General features: G+C 54.7%; 16 protein-coding genes. 6 read left to right on the top strand and 10 right to left on the bottom strand.

All coding sequences use genetic code 11. The features are described 5' to 3' along the window. The first annotated feature begins 44 nt into the window (after window positions 1-44). The 3 genes from CJD38_RS10620 to CJD38_RS10610 are packed head-to-tail and all read left to right on the top strand — an operon-like array spanning window position 45 to window position 1,963. Window positions 45-668 carry an FMN-dependent NADH-azoreductase gene (locus tag CJD38_RS10620; protein ID WP_107940292.1) on the top strand — a complete coding sequence of 208 codons (624 nt, stop codon included), beginning with the start codon at window positions 45-47 and terminating at the stop codon, window positions 666-668. Window positions 669-692: 24 nt separating this feature from the next. Next, window positions 693-1,076, top strand: a complete 384-nt coding sequence (locus CJD38_RS10615; RefSeq protein ID WP_107940291.1) for a DoxX family protein — start codon at window positions 693-695, stop codon at window positions 1,074-1,076. Between the two features lie 32 nt (window positions 1,077-1,108). Continuing rightward, a complete protein-coding gene (locus CJD38_RS10610) occupies window positions 1,109-1,963 on the top strand; it encodes a pirin family protein (protein WP_107940290.1) in 855 nt (284 codons plus the stop codon). A gap of 125 nt (window positions 1,964-2,088) precedes the next feature. Here CJD38_RS10610 and CJD38_RS10605 read toward each other — a convergent pair whose 3' ends face one another. Further along, entirely contained in the window at window positions 2,089-3,975 is a 1,887-nt protein-coding gene (locus tag CJD38_RS10605; RefSeq protein WP_107940289.1) for a CocE/NonD family hydrolase, read from the bottom strand. Window positions 3,976-4,377: 402 nt separating this feature from the next. Between CJD38_RS10605 and CJD38_RS10600 the strand changes: the two genes are divergently transcribed. Both CJD38_RS10600 and CJD38_RS10595 read left to right on the top strand, forming a co-directional pair. After that, window positions 4,378-4,764 (top strand): DoxX family protein, encoded by a 387-nt coding sequence (locus CJD38_RS10600; protein ID WP_107940288.1) that lies wholly within the window; start codon window positions 4,378-4,380, stop codon window positions 4,762-4,764. Window positions 4,765-4,790: 26 nt separating this feature from the next. After that, a complete protein-coding gene (locus CJD38_RS10595) occupies window positions 4,791-5,228 on the top strand; it encodes an SRPBCC family protein (protein WP_107940287.1) in 438 nt (145 codons plus the stop codon). Window positions 5,229-5,239: 11 nt separating this feature from the next. Here CJD38_RS10595 and CJD38_RS10590 read toward each other — a convergent pair whose 3' ends face one another. From CJD38_RS10590 to CJD38_RS10580, 3 genes are read right to left on the bottom strand one after another with little or no spacing between them, the layout of a single operon-like run. Further along, window positions 5,240-5,638 carry a YchJ family protein gene (locus CJD38_RS10590; RefSeq protein WP_107940286.1) on the bottom strand — a complete coding sequence of 133 codons (399 nt, stop codon included), beginning with the start codon at window positions 5,636-5,638 and terminating at the stop codon, window positions 5,240-5,242. Then, on the bottom strand, window positions 5,638-6,246 hold the full coding sequence (locus CJD38_RS10585) for a DUF938 domain-containing protein (protein WP_107940285.1): 609 nt from the start codon (window positions 6,244-6,246) through the stop codon (window positions 5,638-5,640). Before CJD38_RS10585 ends, CJD38_RS10590 begins: the two co-directional genes overlap by 1 nt. Before the next feature lie 20 nt (window positions 6,247-6,266). Then, window positions 6,267-6,692 carry an MAPEG family protein gene (locus CJD38_RS10580; RefSeq protein ID WP_107940284.1) on the bottom strand — a complete coding sequence of 142 codons (426 nt, stop codon included), beginning with the start codon at window positions 6,690-6,692 and terminating at the stop codon, window positions 6,267-6,269. Window positions 6,693-6,839: 147 nt separating this feature from the next. On the opposite strand from CJD38_RS10580, the gene CJD38_RS10575 reads away from it, so the two are divergent. Next, a complete protein-coding gene (locus CJD38_RS10575; protein WP_206362947.1) occupies window positions 6,840-8,432 on the top strand; it encodes a DHA2 family efflux MFS transporter permease subunit in 1,593 nt (530 codons plus the stop codon). Between the two features lie 2 nt (window positions 8,433-8,434). Here the strand turns inward: CJD38_RS10575 and CJD38_RS10570 are convergent, their stop codons facing one another. The 6 genes from CJD38_RS10570 to thiC all read right to left on the bottom strand — a co-directional run bounded on the left by CJD38_RS10570 (window position 8,435) and on the right by thiC (window position 17,024). Beyond that, window positions 8,435-10,090 carry a CorA family divalent cation transporter gene (locus tag CJD38_RS10570; protein WP_107940282.1) on the bottom strand — a complete coding sequence of 552 codons (1,656 nt, stop codon included), beginning with the start codon at window positions 10,088-10,090 and terminating at the stop codon, window positions 8,435-8,437. 101 nt (window positions 10,091-10,191) lie between these two features. Then, the gene (locus CJD38_RS10565; protein WP_107940378.1) at window positions 10,192-11,223 is read right to left on the bottom strand and encodes an isocitrate/isopropylmalate family dehydrogenase; all 1,032 of its coding nucleotides are present in this window, start codon (window positions 11,221-11,223) and stop codon (window positions 10,192-10,194) included. A 68-nt stretch (window positions 11,224-11,291) separates the two neighbouring features. After that, entirely contained in the window at window positions 11,292-12,290 is a 999-nt protein-coding gene (locus tag CJD38_RS10560; protein ID WP_107940281.1) for an NAD-dependent epimerase/dehydratase family protein, read from the bottom strand. A 110-nt stretch (window positions 12,291-12,400) separates the two neighbouring features. Continuing rightward, the gene (locus CJD38_RS10555) at window positions 12,401-12,676 is read right to left on the bottom strand and encodes a GIY-YIG nuclease family protein (RefSeq protein WP_206362946.1); all 276 of its coding nucleotides are present in this window, start codon (window positions 12,674-12,676) and stop codon (window positions 12,401-12,403) included. A 121-nt stretch (window positions 12,677-12,797) separates the two neighbouring features. After that, on the bottom strand, window positions 12,798-15,035 hold the full coding sequence (locus CJD38_RS10550) for an NADP-dependent isocitrate dehydrogenase (RefSeq protein ID WP_107940280.1): 2,238 nt from the start codon (window positions 15,033-15,035) through the stop codon (window positions 12,798-12,800). A gap of 99 nt (window positions 15,036-15,134) precedes the next feature. Next, entirely contained in the window at window positions 15,135-17,024 is a 1,890-nt protein-coding gene (gene thiC, locus CJD38_RS10545; RefSeq protein WP_107940279.1) for a phosphomethylpyrimidine synthase ThiC, read from the bottom strand. Window positions 17,025-17,345: the final 321 nt, after the last annotated feature.

Here is a 17,345-nt window from a genome sequence, read left to right as displayed (position 1 = left end):
ATACACCCCATGTATCGGACCCCATTTCTTCACGGAGGTGTCCCATGAAAACCTTACTCCAGCTCAATACCAGCCTTAACGCCGATGGCGGCCAGTCCAGCTTGCTCGCCAAGAGCTACATCAGCGCATGGCAGGCCGCTAATCCTGGCTCGACGGTGAAGTCACGCAACCTCGCAACGAACGACGCCGTGCCGCATCTCACTGCTGAACGCTTTCAGGCTTTTCTGACCAAGCCAGAAGATCGCACCGTAGAACAGAAAGCCGTCACCGACTATTCCGACGCGCTGATTGATGAACTCAAGAACGCCGACGCCATCGCCATTGGCCTGCCGATGTACAACTTCGGCATCCCATCGCAGCTCAAGGCTTACTTCGACCACATCGCTCGCGCCGGCATCACCTTTCAATATTCGGCAACCGGCCCTGTCGGTTTGGTCACGAACAAGAAGGTTTATGTGTTTGCAACGCGCGGCGGCTTCTATGCCGGCACGCCAGCGGACACGCAGACGCAATATGTACGCGACTTCTTGAAGTTCATCGGCGTCACCGATGTTGAATTTGTCTACGCTGAAGGTCTGGCATATGGTCCAGAAAGCGCAGAAGCCAACCTCGGCAAAGCCAATGCTGCAATAGGTCTTTTGACCACGCCAGAAAAACTGGCCGCTTAATCAATTCATCTAAGGGAGAACAACATGAGCAAATTACAGAACAGCGCTGAACTCACCGGTCGCATCTTGATGGCCGCCATCTTTGTCCTCGCAGGCGCAGGCAAGATCACTGCATACGCAGGCACGCAGCAATACATGGCCGCGATGGGCGTGCCGGGCGCGATGTTGCCGCTGGTGATCGCACTTGAACTCGGCGGCGGCTTGTTACTCATCGCAGGTTTTCAAACGCGATTGATCGCACTGGCACTGGCTGGATTTAGCGTCGCTTCCGCTGCGCTCTTTCACAGCAATCTTGGCGACCAAACCCAGTTCATCATGTTCTTCAAGAACGTTGCGATGGCTGGCGGTTTCTTAATCATCGCTGCGAATGGCCCTGGCGCTTACAGCCTCGACCGTCGCGGTAATTAGTCTTAAATCTATTGAGCTTCACGGAGCACGTCATGAACACACGTACGCTGCACCAAGTGATTCCCGGCATGCCAACTTCAGACGGCGCAGGTGTAAAACTGCGCCGCAGTCTGGGCGCCAGCCAAACGCTGCGTCTTGATCCTTTCCTGATGTTGGACGAATTCTCCAGCGAGAATCCGGACGATTACGTTGCAGGTTTTCCCGCACATCCACATCGTGGTTTTGAAACGGTGACCTACATGCTCGATGGGCATATGCGTCACGAAGATCACATGGGTAATGTCGGCGAACTCAAGAGCGGTGGCGTGCAATGGATGACCGCAGGTCGCGGCATCATCCACTCCGAGATGCCACAGCAAGAGAGCGGACGCATGCGCGGCTTTCAGTTGTGGATCAATTTGCCCGCAGAAGAAAAGATGAAGCCCGCGGCTTATCGCGATATTCAGGCTTCAGATATTCCGACGGCATCGCTGGCCAATGGCGGACAGGTGAAAGTGATTGCAGGCAGCGCTGATATCGACGGCAAGAAAGTTGAAGGCCCGATCAATGGGCTGACGACTGAACCGCTTTATCTCGACGTGCATTTGCCTGCAGGCGCAAGCTTTACGCAATCGGTCACCAACGGTCACAACGCTTTTGTTTACAGCTACGAAGGTAGCGTGAGCGTCGGCGACAAGCAGTTGCCGACTCAAGGCGCTGGCGTTCTTTCGCAAGGCGATGAGGTCACGCTGACAGCAGGCTCGCAAGGTGCGCGTTTGATTTTGCTGGCGGCAAAACCATTGCGCGAACCGGTGGTGCAGTACGGTCCGTTTGTGATGAATACGCGTGAGCAGATTGAACAGGCGATTACGGATTATCAGAACGGGACGTTGGCGTTAGCGGCGTAAGGCATTCGTACGGCGGGAGCATCCCGCCTATCACGCGCGAAAGGCGGGATGCTCCCGCCCTACGTGGATCTTCAGCAACAAAAAAGCCGCTAACTCTTATGAGCCAGCGGCTTTTCTTTTAAAACTTAAATTCCTTGGCGAACGATGTCAGACGAAGACAAGATCGGCACTTGGAACGAGCCACTCAAAGTAATCGCTGGCACCAATATGTCGCGCGACCAAGTGATTGGATACTGCGCAGTAAACGCAGACACCAACAAGCCCAGCTTGTCTCCAGGCTGGAGACGAACACTAATGCCGTTCATGTCTACGTTGTGATCACCAAAGCCACGAACCGGCGTGTACTGTGCATTGATCGGCTCCCAATTTGCAGAGCCTGCACGCAGCACCCCAATCGCAACAAACAGAATCGGATCGCATGCACCAACCCCGACCGGCGCGGTGCAGTCGCCCATCTCGGCGCCAGTTAAACCCTGCATCTTCAACTTCAACGTCGGGATACCTGCAACCACAGCGCCTTGCTCTGGCGCGGTGTAGAACGGTTGCACTGACAACAGCGCTTCACGCACCTGCGTGCCGAGCAATGAGCCGACAACACCGAGCAAGCTGTTGAGCTGCGGCGTGCTGCTGTTGATGGTGTAGCTCTTGCCGCCACGTTTTACATCGCGCACCTGAATCGCATCGCCGTCGGCAAGGCTCATACAAATGTCTTTGCCGGTGGTGACCACTTGTTTGATCGCGCCTTTCTTGCCCTGCAGTTTTTCTTCAAACCAAGCGAAGTTAGCGTCTTGCACTTTGATGCCACCGCAAGCCGTAGCACCGCCTGCATCCTGGAACTCTGGCGGATTGATCGCTGCGTAGAACGGATCCAGCGCAGCTTCCAGATCGCTACCTGGAGGAAGCGGAACCGTGCCCAAACCAACCGGCAAAATATGACCGCCCTGATGCGACATCAAACGCACGTCGCCGCCCATTTTCTTGAGGCATTGATAGTTGGCGTAACCGTTGTTGAAGTTGAACAAAGTGTCCGGCATGCCCTGCGTAATCAGCGCATCGATCTTCGCGAATGGCGTTGGCGAAACCAGAAATGTATCTGGCACCGAGATTGGCAGAATGAAACTCTGCGGCCCTGGAGGCAGACCATCGCAGAAATAACTGACGCTGTGATACTTGAAGAAATTCAGACCCGTGGTTGAGAACGTGTTGGTCAGGCCTGCCTGCACCAGCGTTTCAAAAATTGTTGGGTCCTGACGCGTAATGTCGCCACCTGCAACGCGCGCCAATGTTTCAGGCAGTGCAGCAAGCAGACCGGTGACATCGCCGCCGACCAATCCCAATAAAGGCAGCTCACCACCCGCAACCAGCGCAAGGCCCCAGCCGGATTTCACAACGTTGCCGGAGTTCAGCGCATAGGTCAGATCATGCGGCGTGATATTCGGCGCAATCACACGCAGACGATGTTTAGGATCAGCACCTGCAAGCAAGAACTGATACATACCGCCGTAAGAGCCACCATAGCTGCCGACCATCATGTCGCCATTGGCGCGACGACGCAGACCTTCAAGATTTTCTGCCCAATCCAGAATCGCGATCAGATCCTGACCTTCGTAATCCGGATCCATCACGCGAACCGTGCCGCTGCTTTCGCCGTCGCCACGTTCATCAATCGAGATCACGTAGTAACCCGCATCGCGCAGTTGCTTGATGAAGCTGCCATCGGCTGCAGTGGTTTCGCGATGTCCGCCGTAACCATGGCCTTGCAATACGAGTGGATAGCTTTGGCCTTCCACTAATTGCGTCGGCTCAAACACCTGAAATACTTGCGTGTCGCCCGTCACCGATACATTGATCGCTTGGCGATAAATGTTGCCAGCGCGCGACGTCGTCACCGGCACAGTGACGTTGCCATCGCCAGAAGAACCACTGCCTGCATCAGGACTGCTGCTGCGTCCGCACGCCGTCAGTGCAACGAGCACTGTCAGCAACGCAATTTTACAAAGGGTGTTCTGCATCGTTCTTCTCCTAAGAATCCAATTTAAATCTGATCAAAGGAGAACGCTGGCCCGAGGCCATGCAAACGTTGTTACTTGTGGCGGCGAACGATCGTGGCGTTCGCATCTATCCGACAATTTTTCGCACACGCGGCAGATACTGCCCGCGCCTCCTCGCAATGTTGCAAGTATATGACGGCACCGAGCCCTACACGCCGAGCTTGGGTCACATCTATTAGGGCGACCGATCAGTAAATATGGCGCTCATAAAGATTGTTACTTTCTATTTAATTAAGTTTTATTAAGACGCGCTATTAAAACCATTCCCCTACGATAAGCCTTCTGTGCGAACCCCTGACCCTTCAGCCAATCAGGGTGTCGCTAGCGCCATCGCGCACTAAAACAATTCCCGTAAGATGCCGCATGAGCAAATTAAAACTCGCCGGTCTCGGCTTCGTCTTTATCTGGTTTTTCTTTGGCGGCGTTGGCCATTTCGTGGCGACGGATTTTTTCGTCAGCATCGTGCCGCCTTACATTCCTGAGCCACGCGCGATGGTTTACATCAGCGGCGTTTTTGAACTGCTCGGCGCGATCGGCATCTTGTTTGCGCGCTGGCGCTCACTCGCCGGGATCGGGCTGGTCGTGCTGATTCTTGCCGTCACACCCGCCAACATTTACATGTGGCAAAACCCTGCGCTGTTCCCGGATTTCACGCCGCTGATGTTAGACGTGCGCATGGTCATCCAAGTGCTACTGATTGCCTGCGTTATCTGGAGCACGCGCGCACCGCGCGCTGCTCAACACGCCTGATTTAAAACTTTTGCACGGAGAGCGACATGCAGACCATTGTTGTGAAGCGCACGATCAAGGCGCCAATTGAAAAAGTGTTTGACATGCTCAGCGACCACGCCAACTACAAGGATTTTCCCGGCGTGAAAGATTCCGAGTTGGTGAAGAAAGGCAAGCCACACAAAAATGGTGTTGGTGCCGTACGTGAGATTGATGCCGGCACGGCATGGTTCCGCGAAGAGATCACCGCTTATGAACGACCCGTGCGACTGGATTATCTGATCACCAAATCGCGTCCGCCAATGGAGCACAAAGGTGGCAGCGTGCGATTGGAAGCAACCGCAGCAGGCACCGAAGTCACCTGGTCTTCGACGCTGCGTATTCGCATTCCGCTCATTGGCGGACTCGTCACAAAGCTTGTTGCCCCTCAACTCGCCAAGGCTTTTGCTGGCACGCTCAAGAGCGTTGAAAAGCGCCTCGCTTAAACGTAGCGCGCTTAAGTTTTTTCGGGAAAGCTGCCGTCGAGATAGAACCAGCGTCCGTCTTCTCGCACAAAGCGGCTGATCTCATGCAGCCGCACAGCGCTAGCACCACCGATGCGATAACGCGCCACGAACTCAACCGTGGCGCTGTCTTCGCCAGTGATGGCGTGACGCTTCACTGTTAAGCCCAGCCAAGTGATTTTCTGACCTTCATCAGGATCCAGTGCTGACGGACGTGTCGTGGCATGCCAGGTCGCTAACACATACGGCTCCAGCTCCGCGACATACGCGCTGTAACGCGAACGCATCAAGGCTTCAGCCGTCGATGCCAATGCGCCAACATGCAAAGGGCTGCAACACTGCAAATATTTTTTGCCGCTACCGCAAGGGCAAGCAGCGCTTGCTTCAATCATTAGGGATTCACGCGACGCTGCCAGACGAGGCAACGATTGTTGGCAGGCATCGCGCGATCTTCAAGCAGCTGAAGTCCCGCACGCCGAGCAAGAATATCGATGGCTTCAAAATCACGAATGCCACGATGTGGCACCGCTGCACGTAGCGCAGCATCAAACGCTGCATTGCTATCGCTGGTGAAATGGCCGTCGTAATTGAATGGCCCATAGACGGCCAACTTTGCATCGTTCGTCATGACCTGAGGCAGTCGTGCAAACATCTGCTCGACTTCACTCCAACTCATGATGTGCAAAGTGTTGGCGCTATAGATCGCATCGTAAAGCTGAGTCGGCCAAGCGCCGCTGACATCCAGCGTTAGCGGTGCTTTCACATTCGGTAAGTTGGCGTCTGCCAACCAAAGCCGAATGCCTTCGTGGTTTTCATCACGATCCGAGGTTTGCCAGATTAGTTGCGGCAGCGCTTCAGCAAAATACACAGCGTGCTGACCGGTGCCGCTACCAATTTCTAGAACGCTGCGACGATCTGAGAAATGCTCTCGCAACACCGCGAGTATTGGCTCGCGGTTGCGCTCACTGGCAGTTGAGAAAGGTTTATCAGCGTTGAGCATAGGACTCAACGTAGACGAAGCTATTCCACACCTTCTGGAATGTGCGTGCAGCACCACAGCATGTGACCAAGTACACCTTGATAGATACAAAGACCAGCCGCGGCGAGCAGCACGAGGAAGGTAAGTGCCGTTCCCCAGAAGCGTCCGAATTTCCAATGGCTGGTGAAGCTGAACGCGATGCCGTGCAACACACGCGCCAGTAGCAGCGTGCCGCCGAGACCATGCAAGATGTAGATCGAGACATGGCTCAATTCCAGTACCAGTAGCATCAACAGAATCAGCGGTACATATTCAGAAAAATTGGCGTGGCCGCGCATCAGGCGCAGCATGCCGGCGTCACCGCCATCACCCAAGCTCGGCCCATGCCCGCGGCCTTGCACAACCTTAATGCTCAATACCAAAAACCAGATGGCCAGCAGGCCTGCATAAAGTGGCGTAACAATCATTTCTTAGCTCCAGCGGTTTTAATCAGTTCTGCCACTAGGCTAGGCCGGATCGGCCGCAGGCACAACCCATAAAAGTCCACTAATGCCTGATGGCTCATCTGCTCGGACTAAGTTCTGAGCGGCCATCACCGCTTAGCATCGCTGGCCGTGAGCGACACAACAAGCGCAAATACTGATCTGCCATCGCCACCGAATGAGGCGATGCTTGCTGCTGCGCGAGCCAAAGCGCGACGCAATTGGTTTGGATTTTTCGCGATGGCCTTCGGCGTGTTCATGGCCTTTCTTGATATTCAGATTGTGGCGAGCAGCCTCAACCAAATCCGCGCAGGCCTCACCGCTTCTATTCAAGAAATTGCCTGGGTGCAATCGGCTTATCTGATTGCCGAAGTGATCGCGATTCCTCTCTCCGGTTATCTCTCACGAATTTTCTCAACGCGCGTTTATTTCACGATATCGGCACTGGGCTTCACCATCGCCAGTGCGGCCTGTGCAATGGCCTGGAATATCGAATCAATGATTGTGTTCCGCGCGCTGCAGGGCTTTCTTGGTGGCGGCATGATTCCGAGCGCATTCGCTGCGCTGTACATCATGTTTCCGCCAGAGAAGCGCATCGTGCCGCAAGTGATCACCGGACTCATTGCTACTTCGGCACCAATTCTGGGCCCAGTTTTGGGCGGTTACATCACTGAAATTTCATCATGGCACTGGTTGTTTCTGATCAATCTTGTGCCGGGCCTTCTGATCGCAGCAGCGGTGTGGAGCCTAGTTGACATCGATCGGCCACAGCCAGAACTTTGGAAGGTTGTTGATATTCCCGGCGTGCTGACGATGGCTGCGTTCCTCGGCGCTACCGAATGGGTACTGGAAGAAGGTCCAGCGAAGAATTGGTTTGACGACAGCACCATCATCTTCTGGGCTGCCTTTGCAGCCGCATCAGGCGCGCTGTTTTTCTATCGCGTACTGACTTTTGAACATCCGATTGTCGATCTGCGTCCTTTCAAAAATATGCACTTCGCTTGCGCCAATCTTGCAGCAATGTTGCTGAGCGTTTCCTTGTTCGCCGGCAACTACATTCTGCCGCTGTTTCTCGGGCAGGTGCGTGGCTACAACAGCCAACAGATTGGCGAGACGCTGATGGTTACTGGCGCCGCCATGTTTCTCGTCGCGCCATTCTGCGCACGTCTGGCACGCACAATGGATTTGCGTGTGATGTTCGGCATCGGCTGCAGCCTTGTCGCACTCGGCAGTTGGAATATGGCCAACCTCACGCAAGACACTGGATTTTGGGAACTCGCACTGCCGCAGTTTCTGCGCGGCGCTGGTCTGATGATGGCGCTGGTCTGCTGCTCCACATTGTCTTTCAGCACGCTGCCCGCCAGCGCCGTAAAAAACGCCAGTGGCCTTTACAGTCTGATGCGAAATCTCGGCGGCGCGTTCGGCCTCGCTGCGATCAACACCATCATGTACTCGCGCCAAGCGCTGCATGATCGACACTTACTGGAATCACTCACCGTCAGCCGCACACCGGTACGGGATTTCTTTACGAATATCCCTGCGTTACCCGGCACTCACGATTATCTTGTTGCCGTCGCGCGGATCATGCAGACGGTCCAAACGCAGGCGACCATCCTCAGCTACAACGACGCGATCATTGCGATCACTTGGGTTGGTTGCTTCACGATCCCGCTGTTCATGCTGGTCTCTCGACCCAACATCAACAACGGTCCGCCGATCGAGTAGCGCTACTCAAAATCGTTGCGCTTACGCCAAACATTAATTAGCGAACCCACCTTGGCCTTTGTTGGCAGACGATCATCCGAAACGGCATCCAGAAAATCTGAGAGTCGCTTGGATTTAGATAAGGTGTAGAACGTCACCGCAGTGACGCCCGCAAATCCCAGCAGCAGGAATAGCCATTGCTGGTGCGGCGGCCTTTCGCCGAGGCCAAAAAGATTCATGCCGAAAAGACCGGTGACAACCGTGCCGATCAAACCAAAGGTCGTGACGACGGTCAGGCGCACGACGGTGTTGGCTTGACGACGCAAGCTGTCGCTATCGAGGTACTGACTCATATCGTAGATTTCTTTCTTCACTTCTTCATGCAGCACTTCGGTCTCAAGGTGCGTTGTGCACATGCGATACAGCGCTTTCACCTGCACCTGATCCGACAGCTCGTGAAACCAATAGCGATGCGTAAAGCGCAGGAAGGTTTCAAAGTTTTGGCGTATCGCGCGCTTGAAGCGTCGAACGGATTCGGCGCTTTGAATATCCAGACGATCCAGCGCCGCCACCAACAAATCTGAAAACATCAGCAGTGCAGATCGCTGCATATGCGCGATCATGAACAGCAAAAAATACTGATGGCGAAACTGTGACAGCACGCCTGTCTCTTTGCCTGTGAATAATGCGTGCCGCGCATTCCCAATCACCATCAGTGCATGGCCATTACAGAGATAGCGCGTGTCCGAGCCTGGGCAAGCGCCTTCGCTCCAGTAGCGGTCGTAGCAGTAGCGCTGTTCAAAGTCAGATACGTGCCGCTCAGAAAACGGCAGGCTCTCATCCGTGCCAGAACCAGAGACCAAACCTATTCGGATGAAATCACCGTGTGACAAAGCGCGTGGATTTTCCATCGCCAGATAGCCCATCACCGGCATGCGATAGAACTCAATCTGGCGGAAGCGAATCAGCCCCGGCTCATCCGCGTGGTCCAGAACCATCGGTTGAAGCAGAAACGCCCAATGTGAGGCAATGCTGGCAGCGCGGTTGCGGCAGGCAAAGCTCAGATATTTTTCGCGCTGTTCATAATCGGATGTCGCCATCACTTCATTATTGGCGTCGATCCATTCAACACGATGCGGGCAATGCAGGCCCTGCCCTTCTGAATCCCAACTTGCCGGATAAGCACGACCAAAGCTGTAGAGCAAATTCTGTGCGGTTTGCAGCGGCAAATCATCGGCATGGACTTCGACATTGAGCAGCACGACGTCAATGTCGTAAAAGAAATATAAATCGATATGCGCAACAGAAAGTGTCAGCGGCTCAGCGCCGATATGCGGCGTGATACGCACAGCGGCGACGTCTTCCCGACGATAAACACGCATCGGCGAGGCAATGCGTTCGCCGTCTTGTTCTGAGTTGCGGCTTTCGCCGTACAGGAATCTCTGCACGTAGGGCAGAAAGGTCACAAACTCGTTGTAATGCCGCTCTTTAAAATCGGCGGCGTTCTCGGTGAATTCGTCTGCGACTTCGCGCCAAGGGTGGCCGGTGCTCTGCTCAAGCAGCTCCCAATGTTTCTGGGTTTGCGCGTCTTTGTGTATCGGCATCAAGTGCAAAGGCCAGACCAAGATCTGACGGAAATGCCGTACTAATTTATCGCTGGTGTTTGCTGGTTCCAACATTGCAGTCTCTCCCTCTGCTTTGCAGAAATCCTAGACCACTCCGATGACACTCCTGCGGCAGTGCCGCTTTTAGATACGGCTTAGCTACCTCTTTCCGCACCTTACCCGTTACGAATACGCGACACCAGCGCCGCAGTAAATTCCTTGCAATTGGCCTTGCCGCCGAGATCGCCGGTGCGGACATTGTCGACGTTGAAGGTATCGAGAATCGATGTGCGCAAGCGCGTCGCCTTGTCGTGCATCTTGAGGTGATCGAGCATCATGGCTGCGGCCAGCATCAGCGCCACAGGATTGGCGATGCCCTTGCCGGCGATGTCTGGCGCAGAGCCGTGCACTGCTTCAAAGATCGCTGCGTCCTGACCGATGTTGGCACCCGGTGCCATGCCGAGGCCGCCGATTAACCCGGCGACAAGGTCCGAAAGAATGTCGCCAAACAAATTGGTGGTGACGAGGCAATCAAACTGCCAAGGATTGATCACCAACTTCATACAGCAGGCGTCGATGATGACTTCCTGCATCTCGATTTTTCCTTCGTATTTTTCCTTGTACATCTTGCGGGCTTCATCAAGAAAAATACCGGTGAGGGCTTTCATGATGTTGGCTTTATGCACGACGGCAATTTTCTTGCGGCCGTTGGCAATCGCGTGCTCGAACGCGTACTGGAGCAAACGATGCGAACCTTGGCGCGTGTTGACGCCTGTCGCGATCGCGATTGCTTCTGGATCACCATCCATCGGAATGTAGTGCTCGTAGCCCATGTAGAGGCCTTCGAGATTTTCGCGGTAGACCATCAGATCGATATTGTCGAAGCGACCGCCAGGAATCATCGTCTTGGCAGGACGCACGTTGGCGTAGAGCTTGAACTCTTCACGCAGACGCACATTGGATGAGCGATAACCGCCGCCACTTGGTGTTTCCAGCGGGCCTTTCAGTGCGAGACGCGTGCGGCGAATGCTGTCGAGCACGGCAGGAGGCAGTGGATCACCTGCGGCTTTTACGCCGGCGAGACCCGCCTGCTGAATATCCCAGTTGAACGACACGCCAAGCGCATCAAATGCAGCGAGTGTTGCATCGACAATTTCAGGGCCAATGCCGTCGCCGGGAATAAGAGTTGCTGAAATAGGAGCGCTCATGTTTGGCCTTTCAATGTGATTGAAGCCATCTGACTTCAAAAAGAAACGTATAAATAATTAGCGCGCCATTAACGCGCACCAGAGACATAACCTTGCGCACGAAACCAGTGCAGTGCGCGCTCCACTGCTTCATCGGTCGTCACACTCGCGTTAAAACCCAACTCAATCTGTGCTTTCGCGCCAGAGAGAAATTGGCCCGCACTCATGACTGCAATGCCGGTGGCATCAACCTTGGGCAGCGGCCCTTTCAGCCAGCGATAACGTAGAGCCTGCAGCCTAGACACAAACAGCGCGCCACCCAGTGGAATAGGACGCGGCATGGGCACGCCTGCGATGCGGGTGATCTTCTGCACCAGCGCATCCATGCTGTGGTTTTCGCCCGTCAGCAGATATCTCTCGCCAGCGCGGCCATCTTCACATACACGAATCAAGCCAAGACCAGCATCGCCGGCATAAATCACATTGCGGTTGCCGCGCACATAGCCGGGGAGTCTTTGATTGGCGAGTTCAACAATCAGACGCCCAGTAGTTGGGCCGTAATCGTATTCACCTAAAGTCATCGACGGAATGCCAATCACCACCGGCAAACCTTCACGCGCCTTGGCGCGAGCCTGCGCATCCATCGCGACTTTTACTTGCAGATAGGGATTCTTGTTGGCGGGCTCGCCGACATATTCCAGCGTTTCATCGCCGGGCTCGCCATTGGGATTTTTCGGCAGCGCGATGGCGGCGCCGAGATAGACGATCTTGTGCAGCTTGTGCTGCGCACAAGCAGCGTAGAAGTGATCCATCTGCATCGTTGCAGTTTTCACTTCGTCACGCCAAGGCAATGGCGCCGTCGGGTAATAACCCGCGCAATTGATCACTGCGTCAACATTCACCAACGCCCGCGTCAGTGACGCGCGATCATCCAGATCAGCAACTGCGGAAGTGAATTTAAGATCAGCGAGCTGATTCAAATTGCTCGATGCGCGATGAACCACCACCAACTCATGCCCGCGATCAACGGCGGCACGAGCGGTGTGGTGGCCGATCATGCCGGTGGCGCCGATGATTGCGATACGCATGGGTATCTCTCTCTTCTATGTCATTCCGAACGAAGTGAGGAATCTTGCTGTAACACTTCCCGATGAGCAACAAAGCAAGATCCCTCGCTTTGCTCGGGATGACAAGAACATCAAAGTGCCAGATCGGTCCAGCCAGTATTCACTGACTCAATCAAAGCAATCTTCTTCTCTCGCCGCCAACTCTTGATCTGCTTCTCTCTGTCAATCGCCTCGCGTACATCCCAATACTCTTCTGCGTAGACGAGATCGGTGATGTTGTACTTTGCGCTAAAGCCTGCAACCAGCTTGCTCTTATGTTCCAAAACACGTCGGGGCAGATCGTTAGTCACGCCAACATAGAGCGTTCTGGTGAAGCTGGACATGATGTAGACGTAATAGGCTTTCACAGCAAGATTCCTCGCGATGCTCGGAATGACACAACACTTTGTCATTCCGAACGCAGGGAGGAATCTTGCAGTAGAACGTCTCCAACAGAACTAAAACAAAATCACACTTGATGTAAACGCGTTAGCCGTTCGCCGCCGCCAACACCGCATTGAGCGTTTTGCTAGGGCGCATCACCTTCTGCAATGTTTCGCTATCGCTGGCGTAATAACCGTTGATATCAACTGGCTTGCCCTGCACTTCAGCGAGTTCAGCAACAATCGCCTTCTCGTTATCAGCCAGTGCCTTGGCCAGCGGCGCAAAGCGTGCTTGCAGCGTCTTGTCTTCGGACTGCGCAGCAAGTTCCTGCGACCAGTACATGGCGAGGTAGAACTGGCTGCCACGGTTGTCGAGCTCTCCGGTCTTTGGCGAAGGATTCTTGTTGTTGTCGAGCAATTTGCCGACAGCAGCGTCGAGGGTTTTTGCGAGCAGCTTGGCTTGGGCGTTGTCAGTCTTGCAGCCCATATCTTCGAGGCTTGCACCCAGCGCAAGGAATTCACCGAGTGAATCCCAACGCAGATGGTTTTCTTCGGTCAGCTGTTTGACGTGCTTAGGTGCCGAGCCGCCAGCGCCGGTTTCGTACATGCCGCCGCCCGCCATCAGCGGAACGATGGAGAGCATCTTGGCGCTGGTGCCGAGTTCCATGATCGGGAAAAGATCGGTCAGATAATCGCGCAGAATGTTGCCGGTAACCGAGATCGTGTCCTTGCCGCGTACGAGACGCTCCAGCGTGTAACGCATGGCGCGTACCTGCGACATGATTTCGATCTTCAAATCTTTGATGTCGTATTCCTGCACATACTTCACGACCTTCTGAATCACTTCGTGTTCGTGCGGACGGAAAGCATCGAGCCAAAACACTGCAGGCGTGTTGGAGTTACGTGCGCGCGTGACGGCGAGTTTGACCCAGTCACGAATCGGCTCGTCCTTCACCTGGCACATACGCCAGATATCGCCGGTCTCAACATTTTGTTCGGTCAGTACTTCGCCGGTTTCGTTATCAACGAAACGCGCTGCGCCGTCTTCTGGAATCTCGAAGGTCTTGTCGTGCGAGCCATATTCTTCGGCCTGCTGCGCCATCAAACCAACGTTCGGCACTGAGCCAATGGTGCGCGGATCAAACGCGCCGTGGGTCTTACAGAAGTTGATCATCTCCTGATAGATACGCGAGAACGTGCTCTCTGGCATCACGGCTTTGCAGTCGTACTGACGACCATCAGCGCCATACATCTTGCCGCCGGAGCGGATCATTGCAGGCATAGAGGCGTCAACGATGACGTCGCTGGGCGAATGGAAATTGGTGATGCCTTTTGCCGAATCCACCATCGCCAACGATGGGCGATGTTCGTGGCAGGCATGCAGATCGCGGATGATTTCTTCTTTCTCGCCCGACGACAGTTTCTCGATCTTCGTATACAGATCGACCATTCCGTTGTTGACGTTGATGCCCAGATCTTCAAACGTCTTGGCATGCTTGGCAAAAGCGTCTTTGTAGAAAATTTTGACGCAGTGGCCGAACACGATCGGGTGCGACACTTTCATCATCGTTGCTTTGACGTGCAGAGAGAACAGCAGGCCGGTCTGGCGCGCGTCTTCCATCTGCTCTTCATAGAATTCGCACAGCGCCTTCTTGCTCATGAACATGCTGTCGATGATTTCACCGTTCAGCAGTTTCACTTCTGGCTTGAGCACCAGCGTCTTGCCGCTCTTGGTTACCAACTCCATGCGCACGTTGCGCGCACGATCCAACGTAATCGACACTTCGTCGTGATAGAAATCGCCATCACGCATGTGAGCAACGTGCGTACGTGACGCCATGCTCCACTTGGACATGCTGTGTGGGTGTTTACGTGCGTATTCCTTCACTGCCTTAGGCGCGCGGCGATCAGAGTTACCTTCGCGCAGCACAGGATTAACAGCACTGCCCAGAATCTTGGAGTAACGAGTGCGGATCGCCTTGTCTTCTTCAGTCTTCGGCAACTCAGGGAAATCAGGAATCTTGTAACCCTTGCCCTGCAGTTCCTTGATGGCGGCCAGCAACTGCGGCACCGAGGCACTGATATTGGGCAACTTGATGATGTTGGTATCTGGCAACAGCGTCAGCTTGCCGAGTGCAGCCAGTTCATCAGGAACGCGCTGCGCTTCCGTCAGAAATTCTGGAAATGCCGCCAGCACTCGTGACGATAGCGAGATATCGCTCGTCGTGATCTTGATGCCGGCAGGTTCGATGAAACTGCGCATGATCGGCAAGAAAGCATAAGTCGCCAGCAGCGGCGCCTCATCGGTCAGGGTGTAGATGATGGTCGGCTGCTTGTTGCTCATTATTTCTCTCTCAATTATTTATGTGAACAGGCCCATAAATTTCAGGAGGGCCCCGATCATCCATCCCCTCAGTGTCTCTACACTGAGGGTACAAAAAAACTACAGCTTGCTATAAACCTCGGCGCCGGATTTCTTGAACTCTTCCGACTTCTCCGCCATACCCTTTGCCAATGCAGCTTGTTCGTCTGCGCCAATCTTTGCTGCGTAGTCGCGCACATCCTGCGTGATTTTCATCGAGCAGAAGTGCGGGCCGCACATGGAGCAGAAGTGTGCGAGTTTAGCGCCTTCCTGTGGCAAGGTTTCGTCGTGGAACTCTTTAGCCTTTTCTGGATCAAGGCCGAGGTTGAACTGATCATCCCAACGGAATTCGAAACGGGCTTTTGAAAGTGCGTTATCGCGTACCTGTGCCGTCGGATGACCCTTCGCAAGATCCGCCGCATGCGCTGCAATCTTGTACGTGATGATGCCTTCGCGCACATCATCCTTGTCGGGTAGTCCGAGGTGTTCTTTAGGCGTGACGTAGCACAGCATCGCCGTGCCGAACCAACCAATCATGGCCGCACCGATGCCGCTGGTGATGTGGTCGTAGCCCGGCGCGATATCGGTGGTTAATGGCCCCAGCGTGTAGAACGGCGCTTCGTCGCAGTCCTTCAACTGCTTGTCCATATTCTCTTTGATCAGCTGCATCGGCACATGGCCAGGGCCTTCGATCATCACCTGCACATCGTGCTTCCAAGCGATCTGCGTCAACTCGCCGAGCGTTTGCAGTTCGCCGAACTGGGCTTCGTCATTCGCGTCCGCAATGCTGCCCGGACGCAGACCATCGCCGAGGCTGAAGGTCACGTCATAGGCCTTCATGATTTCGCAGATGTCTTCGAAATGCGTGTAAAGGAAGTTTTCCTTGTGATGCGCGAGACACCACTTGGCGAGAATCGAACCGCCGCGCGAAACGATTCCGGTGACGCGATTCGCGGTCATTGGGATGTAACGCAGCAACACGCCAGCATGGATCGTGAAGTAATCGACGCCCTGCTCGGCCTGCTCAATCAGCGTATCGCGGAAGATTTCCCAGGTCAGGTCTTCAGCCTTGCCGTTGACCTTCTCCAGCGCCTGATAGATCGGCACGGTGCCGATCGGCACTGGCGAGTTGCGGATGATCCACTCACGGGTTTCGTGAATGTTTTTGCCGGTCGACAAATCCATCACGGTGTCGCCGCCCCAACGCGTCGACCACACCATCTTCTCGACTTCTTCCGCAATGCTCGAGGTCACGGCGCTGTTGCCGATGTTGGCGTTGATCTTCACGAGGAAGTTGCGGCCGATGATCATCGGCTCCAACTCGGGGTGATTGATGTTGGCGGTGATAACGGCGCGGCCACGTGCGACTTCGCTACGCACGAATTCCGGCGTGATTTCGTCAGGGATGCTGGCGCCAAAGCTCTGGCCCGCGTGACGCTTCATGTAACCGGCTTTTTGATAGACGTCTTTCAGTTCTTGCAGGCGCGCGTTCTCGCGGATGGCGATGTATTCCATCTCCGGCGTGATGATGCCTTTGCGTGCGTAGTGCATCTGCGTGACGTTGGCGCCGGGCTTGGCGCGCAGCGGCGAGCGGATGTGCTCAAAACGCAGGTGACGGGTTTTTTCATCAGCGGCGCGGATTCGGCCGAAGATTGAGGTCGGGCCTTTCAGCTCGGTGGTGTCGTCACGATCTGCAATCCATGGTGAGCGCAGCGGCGCCAGGCCCTGCAGCAAATCAATCTTGACGTTGGGATCGGTGTACGGGCCGCTGGTGTCGTAAATCGTCAGCGGCGGGTTCGGCGAGAAGCCGTCCTGCGTGCGCGTGGCGCTCTGCGTGACTTCACGCATCGGCACGCGAATGTCTGGACGCGAACCGGTCACATAAATTTTCTTGGACTGCGGAAACGGTGTGCACACGTCAGCCGACAATGTCGCGGCTTTCTGCAGGATATCTTCAGCAACAGCACTCATGGCACAACCTCGCATGGGCGACAGAGAAGCAGGCGCGCGATAGCTCGCCGCCATAAGCCTTCCCTTCGCCGATTGATGAATAATCGACCAGGTTCCAAGGGTTTGATCTCAGCCTGTGAAGGCACCCCCGGCTTGGAGACGCAAAGGGTAGGCCAGCAGGGACCATAGGGCAACCACTATCGGGCCAACAGCGCGCCACAAATGCAAAATAATGTTGCGTGACATTGCTCGCGCCACACTGGCAAAGCTCGATTGTTTTTAATAGTTTGTTTAATTTGTTTTAATTAATAATATAAAACAATCTGCCTAGAGAAAATTAGC

The organism is Stenotrophobium rhamnosiphilum (assembly GCF_003052265.1).
Classification (GTDB): Bacteria; Pseudomonadota; Gammaproteobacteria; order Nevskiales; family Nevskiaceae; genus Stenotrophobium; species Stenotrophobium rhamnosiphilum.
The sequence above is the reverse complement of the archived record's forward strand: the minus strand, read 5'-3'. Positions and strand labels throughout refer to the sequence as shown.